Below are 19,307 nucleotides of genomic sequence, written 5' to 3'. Positions count from 1 at the left end.
CTAGTGATCGGCAACCCAAATTTGTGAAGCTGTACGCGGCGACATCGGCGGGGTCCGCGAATGTGCTAGCTGTTACATCAGTCATATCGACAACCTCCTTCGGTGTGAGCAACCTAGGCGGGCGGACGTGGTATTAGCTGTCTAGGCTCCGCAAGCTTTCGTCTGCTTTTCCATTTCTGTTCGTAGCGCATCTGTGGCCCAGGTTTCGTGTTCCATGGCGTGCGACACAATGCCAGCATCTACGTCATTTAATCCAATACCGATCATTGCTTGTTTAATGGATTCACAGAAGCTAGCGACGTCTTCGGGCTTTGGCTTAGCCGCTAACAACACTTTCTGCGAGGTTCCGTACCAAGCCTGTTGTTTCAGGAAGCTGGAAACGGATCCCATGTTTTCAGCGTTGCTGATTAGCTGGAACTGGAGTATTGCCGCTGGCGATTTCTCTGCCTGTGTCCTTGCGAAGGTTGCGGCGTCGTCAAAGCTTTTCTGGCACGAGCGAAGCGGTTGTTGGTTAGCGGAACTCGCCTGATTGGGAGCGTTGTTCGATGGCATGCAAATTTCTACATCCGAGAAAACCGACGGCCTGGGCGCGGCGAACCGAAGGGTCCACGACCCCACCACACCCGATGGTGCGTCCCACTCTCCCTCGTGTTCGGGAGTAGGAATTTGAAGGGTGACAGTGATCCCCTTTTTTCCCGGAGCAAGCAAACCGACATCTTCATCAACCGAATGCTCTTCATCTATGCTAGTCGATAGCAGTCTGGCCAATACGCTGTCCAGCGCAGAGGAGGCATCTTTAACGGTTTGCTCCGTTAAGGTCGTCAGCACTGCACTATGCGGAGCCACCAACTTTATCGCGGTTTGCGCAGCCGATATCGCACCCGAGACCGGGCCCTGATATTGAGTCGCACCCTTCAAAACAAATTGAGATGAAAACTTACTGTTACTGCCGTCCTCTTTGATTAGGAATAGCGGGTAGGTTTCCACCTGGTGCGTTACAACGCGCTGAAATCCTTCGCCATCGCTAGTATTGCTAACGTGATCAACGGTCATCAACGGAATGGTTGCGATAAAGGGACCGTCGAAAACCTTGACGCTGAAATTGATAGAGGTGTGCTTCGGGCTGAAGAAACGAGACCACGCACCACGGTCCTGATACTGGTACTTAATGGACTCTTCATTAGGTTGAGACGAGTTTGAACCGTCCGTACTAGTGATGATCAAACGTGTATATGTCCCTGCGTACGCTCCCGAACTACTTGTTCCTGTAGGGATATCAACCGAGCTAAAAGGCGTCACATTAATTCGTGCTGTGTTGCCCGTCTTCTGTTTGTTGGCTGGTCCTTGCTCGGTTACTCCTGACTCCGATGTAGATGTTGCTGGTGGGGGTGGCGTGAAGGGAGTCTGCACCGGGAGATTGTAAGTTCCCTGTAGGGGAGAGTTCTTTACAGCGGTCTCCGCGCACCCACCGACTACCAAAGCGCATACCAATACTGTGAAACCGAATTTGTAAGGGCGATTGGTCGACGCCCGCCCGCGCAACACAGCAATGACTGCGAACAAAGCCAGCACAGATCGCATCGCACACCTCCCGTGATTAATGAATCACACATCCGTAGCCGAGCGCTAACGCCACTCCGCCGTCTGGTAGCCGGCGTTGTGTCAAATGCTTTGAGAGGACCCCTGATCCTGTCGTGAAGACGTAGCAAAGTGTTTGCGAAAGTTCCGTGAAGGCGCCCGGATCCGCTTCGCAAGAAAGGTCAAGGTCAACTCAGTGCTGCCAATCGAGGTGCCTTGTTCTGGTTGATCGACCATGTCCGCCAGAGATGGAAGGGCTGGTTGCTTTAACCTATCTAGAACCTCCGCCCCTACGTAACGTGGCATAGCTACCCAATGGGCGTTTCCGATGCTCGCCAATGGAATGGTGTTTGCCGAACTGTTACGAGGAGAAGCTGCCGCAGCCTTTGGTTGGGATCTCAAATCGATGCCTAGGCGACATACAAGACAGTGGGCTACGCGCCCAGTCTCGAAGGTTGGCGTAGGAATTGGCCTACATCACAAAAGAGAAAGACCTTACAACTGAACAGCCAGAGCCGTCACAAAGTCATCACGAAATCGTGTGCAACCTTACGTCCACTGTGAAAGCGACGTGTACGTCATCGATGTGTTACGCCGCTATTCGCGTAGGGATTTTCGATATTCCAGCACGCGCCATCCCTTTATTGCTGAGGTGGCGCCTTTAAGGGGAACAGGGGACAACGCATGGATGGCTATCGCAACACCCTTCTGTCCGTAGTGGACGGCTGGTCTACGGCTCCATCGGGACTAGCCCCACACGGGGATCACGTGAATCGCTCAAGCAACGCTTTATGGGCGAGGCTAAGTCCTGCGTGCCAAAACGACGAACCTTCCACCAACATCCTTCGATCGGTTGCGAGCCGGTCCGTAATTAGGAAGTCGTTGTTGCGCGCCTTTATGGTTGCTGTGATGGCTATTTGCCTCTCAGCACTCGTACTGCCCAGGTTGAGTATGGCCGACGACTTCGGTTATCCAACGATCGGCGAAGGGTTTTATTCCCAAGCCGACGCCCATGGAGCTTGTGTGGCCTTTGCAGCGTACTGGACCAATTTTTGGAACGGCAATCAAGGCTATTTCGAATGTCGCGCTGTCAATGCAACAACGTATTCCACTTGGCAGATTGCTCCTCCCGGCCAAACAGGTTGGTCCGGCAACGGCCAAATGAGTTGGGCCTTTCCTTTGTGCTGTGGTTTCAATCAGGTATTCACATGGCTGAGTACGCCACAGAGTGGGTTTGTTCCGCCCAAGAACCTAGGAAAACCGGATTGTTCGTGTGCTGATCCCATCGACGTCTCCACCGGTAATCGCTTCGAGGAAGTGACGGATGCCGTCATGGATGGTGACGTCATCTTCAAGCGCTATTACAACTCGTTATCCGCCCAAACACGGGGATGGCATCTCGGTTCGAAGTGGACGTACAGTTACTCGCGATACTTGGACCTGACTCAAGCCTCACTGCCCAGTTACATTTTGTCAGGCGGGGGAGGTCAGTCTTCGCAGAGCCTGCTTCTTGTAAACGTCATTCGAGATGACGGTCGCCAGTTCGTCTTCACATCGAGCTACAACAACGGTGGCCCGCAAACGTGGACGTCTGATACCGACGTTCACGATCAACTGACCGAACTCTACGATAGCTCTGGAGACGTCTCTGGATGGCAGTATTTTGATGCCTCTAACCGCGTTATCGAACGGTATTCGACCCAGGGCAGTCTTTTGAGTGTCACCGATGCGACTGGCAAGGTAACGACATTTAGCTACACCAGCGTACCGGGCCTCGCAACAGGCACGACTGATTTGGTATTGGCATCCATCACGTCGCCGGCTGGGCGCGTGTTGAATTTAACCTACGCGAGTTCGGGTTCGCTCGCATCGTTGGGGCTCCCGGATGGATCGACGGTCGCCTATCAACAGGATGCGAATCTGAATCTGGCGACCGTCACTTACCCTGATGGCAAGGTATTCCAGTACGTCTACAACGAGACCGCGTATGCAGGAGGCAACTATCCCAATCTGATGACAGGGATTGTGGACGAGGCTGGCGTACGTTTTGCCACATTCTCCTACCAAGGCATCAATCAGCCCTACCAAACATCCAATGCGGGTGGCGTCAATACGTTCGTCTCGAGCTTCCCTGCTGGCTCTCCAACAACGAGCACGTTCACAACGCCACTCAATGCAACGCACACGTTCAATTGGACCACCATAAACAGTCGATCTTTCGTTTCTAGCGTGGCTAGTTCCTGTAGCGGCTGCACAACCGCGACGACGTCATACGCCTATGACGCCAACGGTAATCAAACACAGATGACCGATCCGTTGGGAAACGTCACTAACTACACGTACGCGACAGATGGTAGTGGTTTGGAAACCCAGAGGGTGGAAGCTGTAGGTACCACCGCACAGCGAACTATCCAGACGAGTTGGAACGAAGCCATCCGGCAACCCCTGCAAAGCACCGTTCTCAATACCAGCGGCAACCCGGTAGGCAGCACGCAATGGGTCTACAACAGCGCCGGTCAGACGCTTGCCCGTTGCGATATCGATCCCACCAATTCGGCCGCATCGGGCTATAGCTGCAGCAACACCGGTGCAGTGCCCGCCGGCGTGCGCCGCAGCACCAACACCTACTGCACCGCCATTGACACCGTGCGATGCCCGATCCTAGGCCTGATGTTGACCGCTACTGGTCCACGCAGCGATTTCACTCAGACCACCGCCTACAGCTATTACATGGCGGCCAGCGCGGTGAACTGCGGCACGCCCGGCGCCGCCTGCTACCAGCCCGGCGACTTGCATACGATCACCGATGCGGCGGGGCACGTCACCACCATCGCCTCCTACGACGCTGACGGTCGCGTCACGCGCCTGATCGATGCCAACGGCATCAACACCGATCTCACCTACACCCCACGGGGTTGGTTAGCGAGTCGCACGGTCGGTGGTGCGCAAACGGTGATCGGCTACACGCCTTACGGTGCCGTTTCTTCGTTTACCGATTCGGATGGTGTTACCACCATCTACGGTTACGACGCCGCGCACCGCCTGGTGAGGATCACCGATGCGCAAGGCAACTACGTGCAATACGCGCTGGATGCAGCGGGCGATAAGACCGCTGAACAAACGTACGACGCCAGTGGCATGGTGCATAAGAGCCTGAGCCGCACCTTCAACCCGTTGGGTCAGTTGGCCACGGTGGTGGATGGGTTGAATCACACGGTGTTCAACGCCAGCGCGAGCGGCAGTTACGACGTGAACGGGAACTTGGTGCAGAGCACGGACGGGCTAGGCATCCAACGGCAATTGGGCTACGACGCGCTCAATCGCCTGGTGCAAACGCTCGACAACTACAACGGCACGAACTAGGTGTAAGCGCTTGTTCGATGCGCAAGTTTAGTGGTCGCTAGGGCGCGACAGAAGTGAAGTTCGAAAGGGACTGAAAGGGGATTGGATGAGTGTCTATCGCGCACGAATCTCGTCATCAATAAAAGAGTCACGTGGATAGCAGAATTTGAAGGGGCGTGATCAAGTGAGTTCGACGATAAAAATGTCATTGCTGCCCATGATTCGTCTGCATCCGCGTAGGATGTTCTTGGCGAACATACCCCTCCGCATTGCGGGATCCTTGGTAGCTCACCTCTTATCAATCCTTATGTCTCTGATGAGCTTGCACATGACACACAATGCTTCTCGTCATCGGGCACGCATGCATGGTGTAGCAATGACGAGGACGTCCGGTCGTACTACACCGCTGTTGATCGCAGCATTCTTACTCATCACACTTGCTACAGGTGTCCAAGCGCAAAGCTGCAGCGATGCCAACATTCGCTGCGTTGCGCCGATTACCGGGCCGTGGCGTTTCACGAATGGCAGCTATTTCGCCTATAAGTGGTTTCCATCGGTTGGATCGATGATGGCTGCCGTGAATGCGCTCCTTGTCCAAGCCTACAGCCCTTCATATAGCGTCACATCGTTTTCTCCCATCGATGAATTCAACTCCCTCCTCGCCATGTCGCCGCCGGATAACAGCTGCGCAAACGGTGGCTCCTTCATGTATGCCGGCTCTCCGATGTCCGATTGGGAGGTGTGCGCAGAGATGGGGGTCTACTACGGCATCAACTGGGCAAACGACGGAACATGGGTTTTAAACTACACAGGTCCTATTTACTATCCTCCCGAGACGCAACCCATAGCATTCAGCGATATCGCATCGCGCGTGGTTACTTGCCCGACGGGTTACAGCGTTGGGTTCATCTCTACGATAAACGCTTGCTATATCACGACGACGGCTCTGAAACCGGACAAGAGCCGCAAGCCGGGCTGTAATAAGTGCCGACCTTCCACCCCCGATCCGGTAGATATCGCCGAGGGCTTCATGTGGGAGAACGTCGATGATATCGACGGCACAGGTGGCCCGAGCCTTCAGCGCAACTACAATTCGCAAGCCCATGTCATCGTGGGTGTGCAAGGCGCCCCGGCTGAAGGTTTTGGTTATGGTTGGCGTACCAACTACAGCCGTCGCGTGCGCTATGTTGCCAGTGCCTCGATGACCGGTGCGTACGTCGAGCGTCCCAACGGCCAGATTCTCTACTTCAGCCAAAACGCCAGCACTGGCGCTTGGTCTTCTGATCCAGATGTGCACAGCACACTCACCGAGATCCAAGGCAACGGCAGCATCAGCGGCTGGACCTATTTCGACGAAGACACGGGCGACACCGAAACCTACAACAGCGACGGCAACCTTACCCAGATCGTTCATTTGGGCGGTCGGGCACTCACATTCTCCCTACGATTCGCAAAACGAGCTGGCGATCGTGACGGACGATTGGGGACGCAGCCTGACGTTCAATTACACGTCCCCCAGCGGCGCTACATACACCGGTACTGTGTACAGCGTGAAGGACCGTGCAGGTAACACCTGGACCTATACCTATAACACCTCCTCCTCTAGCCCTCTCCTGACCCAGGTGGCCAACCCCGATGGTTCGGCCATCGTCTACCACTACGAAAACGCCAATAACCCCAATCTGATCACCGGCGAAGGCTACGTGCCGGCAGGGGGTACAGAAGCACGCTATTCGTGGTTCACCTACGACAGCAACAACCTCGTCACGCAGGGCTATAACGGCAACAATGCCAACCAGACCGCGCTGACCTACAACGGCGGCGGTGCAGTAACGGTCACCTACACGCTTTCCGCGAGTCAGACACAAACGCGCAACTACAACTTCAGCATCGTGCAAGGGACCTCGAAGCTGGTCAGTGTCTCCGGCAATTGCGATCGCAGTTGCGGCCCGCAAAGCACAAACTTCGACAGTAATGGCAACTTGCTTAGCGAAACGGACTTCAACGGCGTGGTCACCAACCATAGCTACAGCGCGGACGGGGCGGGCCTGGAAACCCAGCGCATCGAGGGTGCAGGCACGTCGTCACAACGCACGGTGCAGACCGATTGGAATGAAACGCTACGCCTTCCTACCGAACGGCGCACGCTGGACATCAACAGCAACTTGGTGGGGCGCGAAGATTGGGTGTACAGCACTGCCGGGTCGGTACTGGCGCGTTGCCTGATCGATCCGACCAATAGTGCGGCGACAGGTTACAACTGCTCGAATACAGGAACAGTTCCCGCTGGCGTGCGCCGCTGGACCTACACCTACTGCACCACTGTCGGCACGGGCTGTCCGCTTGTAGGTTTGGTGTTGACCGCCACCGGCCCACGCACCGAACTCACGCAAACCACCAGCCACAGCTATTACATGGCAAGCAGCGCGGTGAATTGCGGTACACCTGGTGCGGCCTGCTACCAGGCCGGCGATCTGTATCAGGTCACCGATGCTATGGGCCACGTCACCACCGTCGCTTCCTACGACGCCGATGGCCGTCCCACCCGTATCACCGACGCCAACGGTGTCAACACGGATATGACCTACACCCCGCGCGGCTGGCTCGCTTCGCGTACCGCGGGTGGTGCCACTACATCTTTCACCTATACGCCTTACGGTTCCGTGCAAACGGTTACCGATCCGGATGGGGTAACGACCACGTACGGCTACGACGTTGCCCACCGCCTGATAAAGATCACCGACGCGCAGAGCAACTACATCCAATACACCCTGGATGCCGCCGGCAACAAAACCGCTGAGCAGGTCTATGACACTAGCGGCACGCTGCATAAGAGCCTGGCCCGCACCTTCAATACGCTCGGTCAGCTCACAAAAGTGATGGATGGGCTCAATCACACGGTGTTCGACGCCAGCGCGAGCGGCAATTACGACGCCAACGGCAACCTGGTGCAAAGCGCTGATGGCTTGGGCGTCCAGCGCCAGTCGGGCTACGACGCCTTGAACCGCCTGGTGCAGACACTCGACAACTACAACGGCACGAATTAGCTGAGTTGATGCCCGAATGTTGTGGGCGAAAGCTCCGTGTATAGATCACTCAGAGTAAACCCGAATGGACTTTTTGCGGCGCATAATGTGGATTCTCGGCCTACTGGCTGCCTCGACCAGTGCGAGCGCGACAACCTATTGGGGCCCGCCGTACTACAACCCCTACTTCGGCATTTCGACTGGCAGTGAGCAGCAAACGATCAATATCTTGATCAGCAAAACTAAGGCCAGCTGGCCGCAGTGCACGCTACAAGGAGAGTACCTGGATCCCAATAACAATCCATTCCATGAGGGCGGTCTCGTCTATAACTTGGGGTTTACAGGTGTCTGCACCGGTCAAGTTGACGTATATGCAACGGGATATCCAATCAACGCCGGGGAAAACCTGGGAGAACAATGCCACTGTATTGCCGGAGACCCGATTAATACTGGGACTGGCAATGAATTTCGTGACGATGAAGATGCGTCATTGGGCGACTTGAGCTTTCATCGTTATTACAATAGCCAGTCCGCTGTGGCGTCGACCAACATTGGATCCAATTGGCGTCATAGCTTTGATCGTACTATTGAATATAAGCCTGGAAGTACGCTTACTACGGCTGTAGCGCTTCGTGCGGACGGGCGCCAGGTAACCTTTACGCTGAATTCGGGGCAATGGATTGCAGACACAGGTATCGATGATCGACTGACTGAACAGACGAATACCGCTGGAGCACTAACAGGATGGACCTATTTCGATGCGGCGACCCGTTATCAAGAGAACTATGATCAGAATGGCAATTTGCTTTCGATCACTGATACGGACGGACTGACGACCACGCTGACTTACAGCACTGCCTCGACACCCGCCAATATCGCGCCAACGGCTGGGTTGTTGATCGCGGTCACTGATCCTCGGGGACGCATACTAAGCGTCGCCTATAACAGTAGTTCAAAACTGGCTACTGTCACTGAGCCGGATGGGGGTGTGCTTGCTTACGGCTACGACGCAAGTGGGAACCTAACCTCAGTTACCTATCCAGACAAATCATCGCGTCAGTATGTTTACAACGAGAGTTCATTGACGAATGGCGCCAGCTTGCCGAACGCGCTGACTGGCGACATCGATGAAACGAATACGCGTTTCACCAGCATCGGCTATAGCACCCAAGGACAGGCCATCATGTCGGCGTTGCCATCCAGCATCGACAAAACGCAGGTTGCTTACAACACGGATGGAACCGCTTCAATTTCCTACGCAACAGGGGTGCAAACCACATTAAGTTTTGTGACGCTGAATGGCCTTGTGCGCCCAAGCACAGCGAGTACCCAGTGTGGTGTCCAGTGTGGCCAGTCGAATGCTTCGGGAACTTATGACGCAAACAGCTATCCAGCGTCGGCGACGGATTGGAACGGCAATGTCACCAAGACCACTTACGACGCCAATGGTCTGCTCGACCAACGGATCGACGCGTCGGGCTCGACGAGTCAGCGCACCACCAACCTCACATGGAACACCACATTGCGTGTTCCGCTGACGCGTGTTGTCCTGGGTGGTTCCGGCAGCACCGTTAGCATCACGCAATGGCTCTATAACAATATAGGTCAGCCGTTAGCCCGTTGCGAAATTGATCCCTCCAACTCAGCCGCATCTGGTTATAGCTGCTCCAATAACGACACTGTACCCGCTGGCGTACGTCGTTGGACCTACACCTACTGCGCAGCCGTCGACACCACGCAGTGCCCGATCGTGGGCTTGATGCTCACGGCCACCGGTCCGCGCACCGATACCACCCAGACCACCACCTACGGCTATTACCTAAGCAGTAGTGCGACGAGCTGCGGCACGCCTGGTGCCTCCTGTTACCAGGCCGGTGACCTACACACCGTCACTGATCCGGCCGGCCACGTCACCACCATCGCCTCCTACGATGCCGATGGCCGCGTTACCCGCCTGACCGATGCCAATGGCATCAACACGGATATGACCTACACCCCGCGCGGCTGGCTCGCCTCGCGCAACGTGGGCGGTGCCACCACCAAATTCACCTACGCCGCTTATGGCGTCGTGCAAACCGTCACCGACCCGGACAGCGTCACCACCACCTACGGCTACGACACCGCGCACCGCTTGGTGAAGATCACCGACGCCCAAGGCAACTACCTCCAATACACCCTGGATAACGCCGGCAACAAAACCGCTGAGCAGGTCTATGACTCGACCGGCACCTTGCACAAGAGCCTGAGCCGTACCTTCAACACGCTAGGCCAGCTCACCAAGGTGATGGATGGTCTCAGCCACACCGTGTTCGATGCCAGCACAAGCGGCAGCTACGACGCCAACGGCAATGTGGTGCAAAGCGCCGATGGCCTTGGTATCCAACGTCAGCAGAGCTACGACGCCCTGAACCGCTTGGTGCAAACCCTGGACAACTACAACGGCACAAACTGACTAGGGCGCGGCTATGAGTTATTTGCAAATTCTGTCACGTACCTTCACTACAACTGTTCTGTTGAGAGTGGCGGCAACATTCGTTCTTTTCTTTTGCGGAACGATGACTTGGGCGTCGACGCCGACCACCTTCTATGGGCCGCCGTATAGCGACACTTCGTACAACAATAGGGCGAACGATGTCCAAACTATAATATCTATGGTGTGGGCTGATTACCAAGCCCAATATTATTGGGCTTTTCCTGGTTGCAGTTACAGCGTGTTAGTTGTCAGCCCGTACGATACGACTTATGGGAATGGACAGGTCGCAATAATGCAATATCACGGCACCTGCGGCGGCGGTACGTGGGTGTATGCAACGTCCTATCCCTATAATCCAGGGAGAAATCTTGGGAAACCGTGCAATTGTGCTGGTGATCCCATCGATATAGCTACGGGTAACGAATACAGGGACGACGAAGATGCATCGCTTGGCGATCTGAGTTTTCATCGCTATTACAACAGTCATTCATCGGTATCTTCCACTCACATTGGTACGCATTGGCGGCATAGTTTCGATCGCAGTGTCGAATATCTGGCAGGTAGCAACACGTCAGCTGTAACTGTTTTTAGGTCTGATGGGCGTCAGATTGCTTTCACCTTGAACTCTGGCCAATGGGTTACCGATCCGGATGTCGCTGATCGGCTGACGGAACAGACCGATGCGTCAGGCAATCTTACGGGCTGGCTGCATTTCGATGCTTCTACACGCGACCAGGAAGCCTTTGATCAGAATGGAAGGCTGATATCCATCATTGATCCCGATGGGCAGGTAACTACGCTGACCTATAGCACGGCTTCAACACCTGCAAATGTTGCGCCTATTGTAGGTTTGCTGCTTACGGTGACCGATCCCAAAGGTCGGGTACTAAGCTTTGCTTACAACACTAATTCGGAAGTGAGTACTGTCACCGAACCCGACGGCGGTGTTCTCGATTATGCCTATAGCTCAAGCGGGAATCTTGTCTCGGTCACCTATCCAGATAAAACATTGCGCCAGTATGTCTACGACGAAAGCTCGCTAACCGGAGGTGCCAATCTCCCCAATGCGTTGACAGGCGATATCGACGAATCGAATACGCGCTTCACCAGTATTGGGTACAACAGCAGTGGTCAAGCAACGATGTCGATGTTGGCCTCCAGTATCGATAAGACCCAACTTACTTACAACACGAATGGAACGACGTCTGTAACCTATCCGACTGGCGCGCAATCAACATTAAGTTTCGTAACTCCGAATGGTTCTATGCACATCAGCTCAGTGAGTGCGCCGTGTGGGGTACAATGCGGTCAGCCTAATGCCGCCGCAACATTTGATGCGAATGGATATCCAGCCTCAACGACGGACTGGAAAGGCAATGTGACGAAGACAACCTATGACGTCAATGGACTGCTCGATCAGCGAATCGACGCATCGGGTTCGACCGGTCAACGCACAACCAATTTCACTTGGAACACCATACTGCGTGTTCCGCTGATGCGAATTGTGCTAGATGCCTCCGGTAATACGATCAGTAGCACCCAGTGGGTCTACAACAGCGCCGGTCAAACGTTAGCTCGTTGCGAAATCGATCCGACCAACAGTGCCTCATCAGGCTACAGCTGCAATAGTTCGGGTACGGTGCCCGCGGGCGTCCGCCGCTGGACCTACGCCTACTGCACGGCGGTAGATGGTGTTCAATGTCCCATCGTCGGTTTACTGCTGACGGGAACGGGGCCGCGCACTGACACCACCCAAACCACCAGCTACAGCTACTACCTGAGCAGCAGTGCGACGAGCTGCGGCACACCGGGTTCGGCCTGTTACCAAGCCGGTGATCTGCACACCGTTACCGATCCATCAGGACACGTCACCACCATTGCTTCGTACGACGCTGATGGCCGTATCACTCGCCTGACCGATGCCAGCGGCGTCAACACCGATCTGACGTACACCCTGCGCGGCTGGCTGGCGACACGCACGGTGGGTGGGGGACAAACCACTATCAGTTACATGCCGTATGGGGCGGTGTCCTCGGTCACCGATCCAGACGGGGTAACGACCACCTACGGCTACGACGCTGCGCATCGCCTAGTAAAGATCGCCGATGCGCAAGGCAACTATGTCCAGTACACCCTGGATGCAGCGGGCGATAAGACAACCGAACAGGTGTACGACACCACGGGCACCTTGCATAAGAGCCTGAGTCGTACCTTCAACCCCCTGGGGCAATTGACCCAAGTGACGGATGGTCTGAGCCACACGGTGTTCAACGCCAGCGCGAATGGCGATTACGACGCAAACGGTAACCTGGTGCAGAGTACGGACGGGTTAGGCATCCAACGGCAATTGGGCTACGACGCGCTCAATCGCCTGGTACAGACGCTCGACAACTACAGCGGCTCGAACTGACAGGGGCGAAGCCATGAATCACACACAAACTTTGAAGCTTTCTTTGGTGACACAACGGGCGGACGAGGCTAAGCCAATCGACCAACGAACAGAGAACGGAAAAGGAGCGATGGATATGAAGGGTGTTAGGTGTAACCACGGTGCAGTCGATGTCCGCACGACGAAAGAGAGCATGGCAGCGATCGCCGGATTGGCGCTTGCGGTGGCCATCGCGTCCTGTATCTCTCCAGCGATGGCACAGACAGCCAATACCAAGACCACCTATACCTACGATGCATTGAATCGCATCACGCAGGTGACCGACCCCAGTGGTCTTAATACCACCTATCAATACGATGGGTTGTCCGATCCCACCAGCCTCACCAGTCCGGATACCGGTGTGACGGCTCGGAGCTACGATGCTGCCGGTAACGTACTCACCGGGATCGATGCTAACGGTAACGCCGTGACGTATACCTACGACGCCGAAGATCGTCGGCTAAGTGCTAGCTATGCTGATAGTACCCAGAACGTCGCCTACACCTACGACGAAGCCAACAGCGTTACAGGCTGCACGAGCTCCTATCCGATCGGTCACCTGACCCGTGTCGTCGAAAATGCCGTTAGTACCACCTTTTGTTACAACGCCCAAGGCTACGTAACTCAGGTAAGCCAGGCGGTCGGTGGCCACACGGACGTGACAACCTATACACACAGTCCTGGCGGCAAGATTCTCAACATTACGTATCCCAGCGGCAATCAGGTGAACTACAGCTATGACGCGAATGGCCGCATCAGTGGGGTCACTGCGAGCACGAGCGGTGGAACCACCACTCTGGTGAGCAATGTCAGCTATCTGCCTTTCGGACCGGTTAGCGGCTACACATTAGGCAATGGCCAGGCGGTCACGCGGACGTATGACGCTAACTACCGCCTGACCGATCTCACCAGTCCAGCGTTTACGCTGCATGTGGCCCGCGATGCCATGGGTGATATCACGGCCATCGGCAATAGTGCTGGCGCGAACCCTGCCGCCGAAACGTATAGCTATGATCCGCTGTATCGCCTTACGGCTATCACGGAGGCAGATGGCAGCACGCTGGAGAGCGTCACGTACAACCAGACGGGCGATCGCCTAAGCAAGATTGGTAGTGGTCTGGCTACCGGAACCTACGGTTACAAGAGCAATACCCATCAGCTCGTTGCCACAGGCAACGCGGCGCTGACGATAGATGCCGGTGGCAACACCACAGCAATCAGTCAAGCTGGAAACACTTACGGGTTTGGCTACAACGCACGCAACCGAATGGTGCTAACGCAGCTCAACCAGAGCACGATTGCAGCCTACACGTACAATGCCTATGGCCAGCGCACAGCGAAAACGATCAGCGGCGTGACTGAACGCTATAACTATGGACCGAACACTCAGCTTATCAGCGAATACGGCTCCAGCAATCGGGAGTATGTTTATCTCGATGACATACCGGTAGCCAACATCGACATGCAGGGAAGCTCCGCGTCGATTGCTTACGTTACTGCCGATCAGCTAGGAACTCCGCGGGCCATCGCTGACGGAAGTGGCAACACGGTCTGGGCTTGGGGATATCAAGGGAATACGTGGGGTGAGCAATCACCGACTACCAACGGTTACACATACAACCTGAGATTCCCGGGGCAGTACTTCGACTCGGAGACGGGGCTCAGCTACAACGTCTTCCGAGATTACGACCCTGCAACAGGACGGTACATCGAGAGCGATCCGAGCGGCTGGAACGGCGGGCCAAGTTCATATGCCTACGTCGGCGGTAGCCCGTTGAATGCGACTGATTCTTTTGGTCTTGAATGCGCGGTATCCGCCGGGCGTGTTACTTGCGTGTACCCAGGTGGAGGCCCTGCATTTACGCTTCCCGCACCGGCAAATTTCCCTGCGCTACTTGGCCCGAACGACGGTCACGACTATTGGTATCACGAGTACGACGTTACGCGTTCAATTGGATGCGCTGATCCAGATTCTGTGATGCAGGGCCTAATCAACAACCCAACGCCACCAGCTGGGAATCCGCAACCCGCTACGCCAGGTGGCACACCCAACAACGCGGCAGTCCCTCTTATCGCGCCGATTAATCCAGTAACGTCTTACCTCACAACCGATCTAAATACGGGCGCGCCTGTAGTTGTGAACATCACTGGACCAAGCAGCGTATTCGGACCCGGGTATGTCGCCCGAACGGTTACGGACGGTGTCGCGCACACCTACGGTGAGGGCGAAGCTCCGATTCAAGGTGATATGGGGTCGGCTGGTCCAAATCCGGCCATGACGCTTGGCAACTATGTTGGCAACGAGCTTGTTTGGGGTAACCAAATGAATCAAATTATCGCCAACGCGAAGCAGAAGTGCGGCTGCAAACCATAGGATGCCATTATGAATGTGAAGCGATCGACTGCCGTGATCTTGGGATTTATTGTTGCGCCACTCGTGCCGGTGATAGTTTTGTGTGCAATCAATCCACCGACGGCGCAATATTTTGGGACATACCTAGCAATAGCGGCCATCGTATACGTCAATGCTTGCGTCTTCATGCTTGCTCTTGGAACACCCACCTATTTCTTGTTTAGAAGATGGAAATTAATGCATTGGTGGACCATTACGGCGGTCGGATTTGTTGTGGGAGCTTTGGTGGGTTATATGTACCGAATCCCACACTACCCGTCGCCCCTTCAGTCAGGACTAGTGCAGGGGGGCGCATGCGGTCTGGCCGGAATGGTGTTTTGGCTGATTTGGAGGTTAGGTAAGGACTCGGGCGAGGGCGTCACCTAATGCCCTTCATGCCACTAGTTTGCTAGATCTGCGACCGAGTAAGGGTTGAAGGCAACTACCTCATCGCTGATCCAATCATTGTGCTGCTGAAAGCGCACCTGGAGCAGCAGCAGCTCATTGATAGCGAAGACCTGAGCCGCTGGTATTGCCGATCCGAACCTGGTGGTGCCACCACCCATCGAATTAATCAGCGTGACAACCAACTTATACAGGGGATTAGCGGATGGATTTCGCTAAACGCGTAGTGTTGTTCTTGAGTTTGATCATGGACAGGTTGATTTCCAATGCTTCAAAGAAATGCGGCTGTGGAAAGTAATCAACCCGTTATATTTCGAAGCGCAGCGGAAGTGATTGGATGCTTGGTGGCCCCAATGCCCATTGTTGGCGTTGGAATTGTGGAGTCAATTTTGTATACCACATTTAACGTGCCTACCATCATTGTGTTTTCGTCCATCGTGTATGTATGCGCGTTCGGGTTCACCGTCGTACTTGGCTACCCGCTCTATCGCTTATTGTCGCGACTAAACGTGTTCCGCTGGTGGACAGGCACTCTGTCAGGGTTTTCAATTGGAGCGTTAGTGACGATTTTGACTAGTCATCCAGCAAGCCCTATGTCAAAGGGAGTTCTAATAAATTCATTGGCTGCAGCTACGTCAGGCTTGTTGTTTTGGATTATTCAACATAGCAAAGTAGGTGCAAAAAAACTCCCGCAACTTTAGAGGGCTTGCCATGTCACATTTCATTTCGGCCGATGCGATAATTATGTTCCTAGCCACAGGTTGCTGTCTGGCGCAAGTCCCTGGCCCCGCGTCACCACAGCTAAAGTGCGACATTGGGCCAATACCAAAGGTCTTTGGCAACAGCCAGTGGCGGGTCTACAGCTGCTCGGACGGGCGCTCGGTTGTTGTTGTGTCTGCGCCTGGAAATTCCGCGGGCCCGTTCTACTTCATGTTCCAAGCAACTGCTAGCGGGCATCACCTCATAGGCGAAGGAACCGGCAACAAAGTGGCGACCGATGAAGCATATAGCGAACTGAAAGGATTGTCTGAGCAGGAAATACAGGATCTCATTAAACAAACGAAGGCTGTTAAGCGATAACGCTATGTCCTCGCAATCTGCGAGCGGCGACTAACTCATTGAGCCAGGCACTCTGTAGCGCGGATAGGTCGCCAGTGATGCGGAGGTTTTATTTTCTGACTTGGCGTCAAAAAAACAAGTAAATTCAAATGCTTGATAAGGTATCCCGGAAAATTCAATCTTATGCATTGGTCCGGGCGCGAAAATTCATTTATATGGGGCTTCTTTTGTTCAAAGGTTGCGGTACCGATAAATGGTAAAGCGTTGATTTTTCTTGAACATGTGTTCAATTTTATGGTGGAACCTACAGGCGAGATTCTTAACTTTTTGAACAGTGATGTATTTGACGACCCTCAGCGTCGATACTTCTTGGTGTTAGATAGGTTGGATGAGGAATGGGTTACTTCTAAAATTAAATGCAAGCTCATCCGTGCTTTAATTGAAGAAATTAAAGTATTCAGGAGGGTTTCCAATGTGAAAATTGCTATTGCTCTGCGAGATGATTTATTAGAGCGAGTCTATGATGAAATTAGGGATGGTGGATTTCAGGAAGAGAAATACGAAGCTTACTATGCAAGAATAAGATGGACAGAAGTTGAGCTAATTGAGCTAATCAAGAAGCGAATCAATGAGGTCTTCAGGCACAAGTACGCAGATATAGGCATGGATCTCGCCGATCTATTTCCAAGTAATAGAAAAGGGATTTCGCCCATAAACTATATTATGGAGCGAACTTTTGATCGGCCTAGAGATGTTATCTCTTATGTCAATCAGTGTTTAGATCAGGCTGAGGGTCGTCCAAGAATTTCTTGGCAGGTTATTCACGATGCTGAGGAAAAATATTCCAAGGGCCGATTGAAGTCGCTATACGACGAATGGCTCGCTCGTTACCCTAGCCTTCAGCGTGTAGCAGAGTCTATCCAAGGGTTTGCAGAAACCTTTACGCGTTCCGCTTTTTCCGATACCGCCCTGAACGAATTGGCGTCCGGAATCGCCGGGCGTGCTTTCAATGACGATATTGGCAAGCTGTGTGAGTCTTTGCTTTCCCCTGGCTCAAGTAAAAAATTGGCCGACTTGACCTCGGCAAGTCTTCAGCTTCTCTATCATGTGGGAATGATCGGGGTGAAAATGTCCACCGAGTCGGCCTGGATCTGGAGTTATAGAGGAGGAGAGGTGCTTACTCAAGGGGATATGAAGAGGGCGATATCGTTTCGTGTACATCGCATGTTTCATAGAGCGCTTCGTATTAAGTCAGATGACGCGTGGAAGTGGTCAAGTTCCCAGGATTGAATTCCAGGAACGATAAGGAACGATCGGGGGTCAGAACTCTTTTCCCAATTAGTTGAAGTGTTTTTCTACCTTGTCTTCTTAGATAAGCGAATGATTACCGGGGGGCTTATGAATTGCTTCAACCACCCAGACACTGTGGCTGTGGGTACGTGCAGAGCATGCTCCAAAGGTCTTTGCCATCAGTGCGTCGTCGATTTGGGTCACGGCCTGTCATGCAAGGGCGAACACGAATCAATGGTGCAGTTCTATAACGAATTGGCCAAGCGAAACCAGCGAGCTATTGCTGCCGCTCCAAAAAATATCCTGATTGGCCCCCTGTTCTTTGCGTTCATGGGCGTGGTGTTCATTGTCTGGGGACTGAAATCGCCATCGGGAATGCTGGATTTCGCTGTCATCCTTGGCGTTGGCTTTTTGGTCTATGCAGTGACCATCTATCTGCGGGCCAGGAAAGCGTTGGCGCGCCGGGCATAACGCAGCGTTACAGAAAGAACGATGCCAGGTTAGGTTGGGGCAAAAATGATCCAGGGATCGCGTTGCCCTTGGAGGCTTACTCTTGATGGTCGTGCCTGGGGGAAATGGGATGGAGAAGGTTGCTCGTTTTGCGCTCATCGCCGCTTTGATATGTGGCGGCAGCTCCGCCATGGCGGCCGAAGGCCAGTCGATGGATCTTGTGTGTGCGAACGGAAGCTTTGCAAGTGAGCAAAGTACGTTCGGATTGGCCAAGGTTATCGGCGAAGGGCATTTGAATTTTATGCTGGGCGCGGATGGTTGCACTTCAAAGCCGACCGACTGTACTGGTTGGGGTTATGTGCTGCCAGGCGATGTGCTGATCACGGGTAACACTCACGGCACCCATGTATGTGCGTTCTATCCGAACCGCAAAGGCGGCAGTGCGGGATGGGTGGAACAGGCGCGGTTGTCACTTATCCCCGTTAACAAGAGCCCTTCTCTTAAGGCATGGGCAGGTCTTTGGAAAGATGGAGACGACACCATCAGCATCCGTCTGCAAGGTGCTCAGCTTGTGGGGGAGGGGCACGCCTTTTGGCCTTCAGAAAATCCGCCTGCCAACGTAGCGCCAGGCGGTCCGAACGTTGGAGATTTCAACGGACAAAGCAATCCGGTCGGCAATGTGGTGGAGTTTTCAGAAGGTGATGGCAACGATAGTTGCCACGTAACGCTTCGATTGATCGGAGATGTACTTGTCGTAAGTGACAATGGCAATTGTGGCGGTATGAACGTTCGTTTTAACGGTGTATATCGACATCGCTGAGTAGGAGTTGGTGGAAAAAAGGGGGGGCTCAGACACCTTTTTCC

The 19,307-nt window shown here is 54.1% G+C and carries 10 protein-coding genes and 1 pseudogene; 10 read left to right on the top strand and 1 reads right to left on the bottom strand.

What is annotated here, in order from left to right; translation table 11 throughout:
- Nucleotides 1–141 precede the first annotated feature (141 nt).
- The gene (locus ISP18_RS14290) at nt 142–1,224 is read right to left on the bottom strand and encodes a hypothetical protein (protein ID WP_380013166.1); all 1,083 of its coding nucleotides are present in this window, start codon (nt 1,222–1,224) and stop codon (nt 142–144) included.
- Nucleotides 1,225–2,529: 1,305 nt separating this feature from the next.
- Here ISP18_RS14290 and ISP18_RS14285 point away from each other — a divergent pair.
- From ISP18_RS14285 to ISP18_RS14245, 10 genes and pseudogenes are all read left to right on the top strand, one after another.
- Complete coding sequence (locus tag ISP18_RS14285) at nt 2,530–4,941, top strand: DUF6531 domain-containing protein (RefSeq protein WP_380013163.1); 2,412 nt, start codon at nt 2,530–2,532, stop codon at nt 4,939–4,941.
- A gap of 355 nt (nt 4,942–5,296) precedes the next feature.
- Nucleotides 5,297–6,490, top strand: a complete 1,194-nt coding sequence (locus tag ISP18_RS14280; RefSeq protein ID WP_380013161.1) for a DUF6531 domain-containing protein — start codon at nt 5,297–5,299, stop codon at nt 6,488–6,490.
- A complete protein-coding gene (locus ISP18_RS14275) occupies nt 6,390–7,967 on the top strand; it encodes a hypothetical protein (protein WP_380013158.1) in 1,578 nt (525 codons plus the stop codon). Before ISP18_RS14280 ends, ISP18_RS14275 begins: the two co-directional genes overlap by 101 nt.
- A gap of 64 nt (nt 7,968–8,031) precedes the next feature.
- Nucleotides 8,032–8,592, top strand: a pseudogene (locus ISP18_RS21555) (DUF6531 domain-containing protein); the annotation flags it as partial.
- Between the two features lie 156 nt (nt 8,593–8,748).
- Nucleotides 8,749–10,398, top strand: coding sequence for a hypothetical protein (locus ISP18_RS14270; RefSeq protein ID WP_449757888.1), 1,650 nt, complete (start codon nt 8,749–8,751; stop codon nt 10,396–10,398).
- A gap of 313 nt (nt 10,399–10,711) precedes the next feature.
- The gene (locus ISP18_RS14265) at nt 10,712–12,829 is read left to right on the top strand and encodes a DUF6531 domain-containing protein (protein WP_380013152.1); all 2,118 of its coding nucleotides are present in this window, start codon (nt 10,712–10,714) and stop codon (nt 12,827–12,829) included.
- 13 nt (nt 12,830–12,842) lie between these two features.
- Complete coding sequence (locus ISP18_RS14260; RefSeq protein WP_380013149.1) at nt 12,843–15,221, top strand: RHS repeat-associated core domain-containing protein; 2,379 nt, start codon at nt 12,843–12,845, stop codon at nt 15,219–15,221.
- Between the two features lie 1,665 nt (nt 15,222–16,886).
- Complete coding sequence (locus ISP18_RS14255) at nt 16,887–17,993, top strand: P-loop ATPase, Sll1717 family (RefSeq protein WP_380013146.1); 1,107 nt, start codon at nt 16,887–16,889, stop codon at nt 17,991–17,993.
- A 234-nt stretch (nt 17,994–18,227) separates the two neighbouring features.
- On the top strand, nt 18,228–18,464 hold the full coding sequence (locus ISP18_RS14250; protein WP_380013143.1) for a hypothetical protein: 237 nt from the start codon (nt 18,228–18,230) through the stop codon (nt 18,462–18,464).
- Nucleotides 18,465–18,573: 109 nt separating this feature from the next.
- Nucleotides 18,574–19,263, top strand: a complete 690-nt coding sequence (locus ISP18_RS14245; RefSeq protein WP_380013140.1) for a hypothetical protein — start codon at nt 18,574–18,576, stop codon at nt 19,261–19,263.
- Nucleotides 19,264–19,307: the final 44 nt, after the last annotated feature.

It is taken from the genome of Dyella humi (genome assembly GCF_044904605.1).
Taxonomy (GTDB): Bacteria; Pseudomonadota; Gammaproteobacteria; order Xanthomonadales; family Rhodanobacteraceae; genus Dyella_B; species Dyella_B humi.
This window is presented reverse-complemented; position numbering and strand designations above follow the sequence as displayed.

Excerpts from the sequence above, each read along its gene's own strand:
- ISP18_RS14285 (WP_380013163.1), top strand. The coding sequence starts at position 2,530 with ATGGCCGACGACTTCGGTTATCCAACGATCGGCGAAGGGTTTTATTCC.
- ISP18_RS14265 (WP_380013152.1), top strand. The coding sequence starts at position 10,712 with ATGCAATATCACGGCACCTGCGGCGGCGGTACGTGGGTGTATGCAACG.
- ISP18_RS14250 (WP_380013143.1), top strand. The coding sequence starts at position 18,228 with ATGGTGCAGTTCTATAACGAATTGGCCAAGCGAAACCAGCGAGCTATT.
- ISP18_RS14245 (WP_380013140.1), top strand. The coding sequence starts at position 18,574 with ATGGAGAAGGTTGCTCGTTTTGCGCTCATCGCCGCTTTGATATGTGGC.
- ISP18_RS14255 (WP_380013146.1), top strand. The coding sequence starts at position 16,887 with ATGCATTGGTCCGGGCGCGAAAATTCATTTATATGGGGCTTCTTTTGT.
- ISP18_RS14280 (WP_380013161.1), top strand. The coding sequence starts at position 5,297 with ATGACGAGGACGTCCGGTCGTACTACACCGCTGTTGATCGCAGCATTC.
- ISP18_RS14260 (WP_380013149.1), top strand. The coding sequence starts at position 12,843 with ATGAATCACACACAAACTTTGAAGCTTTCTTTGGTGACACAACGGGCG.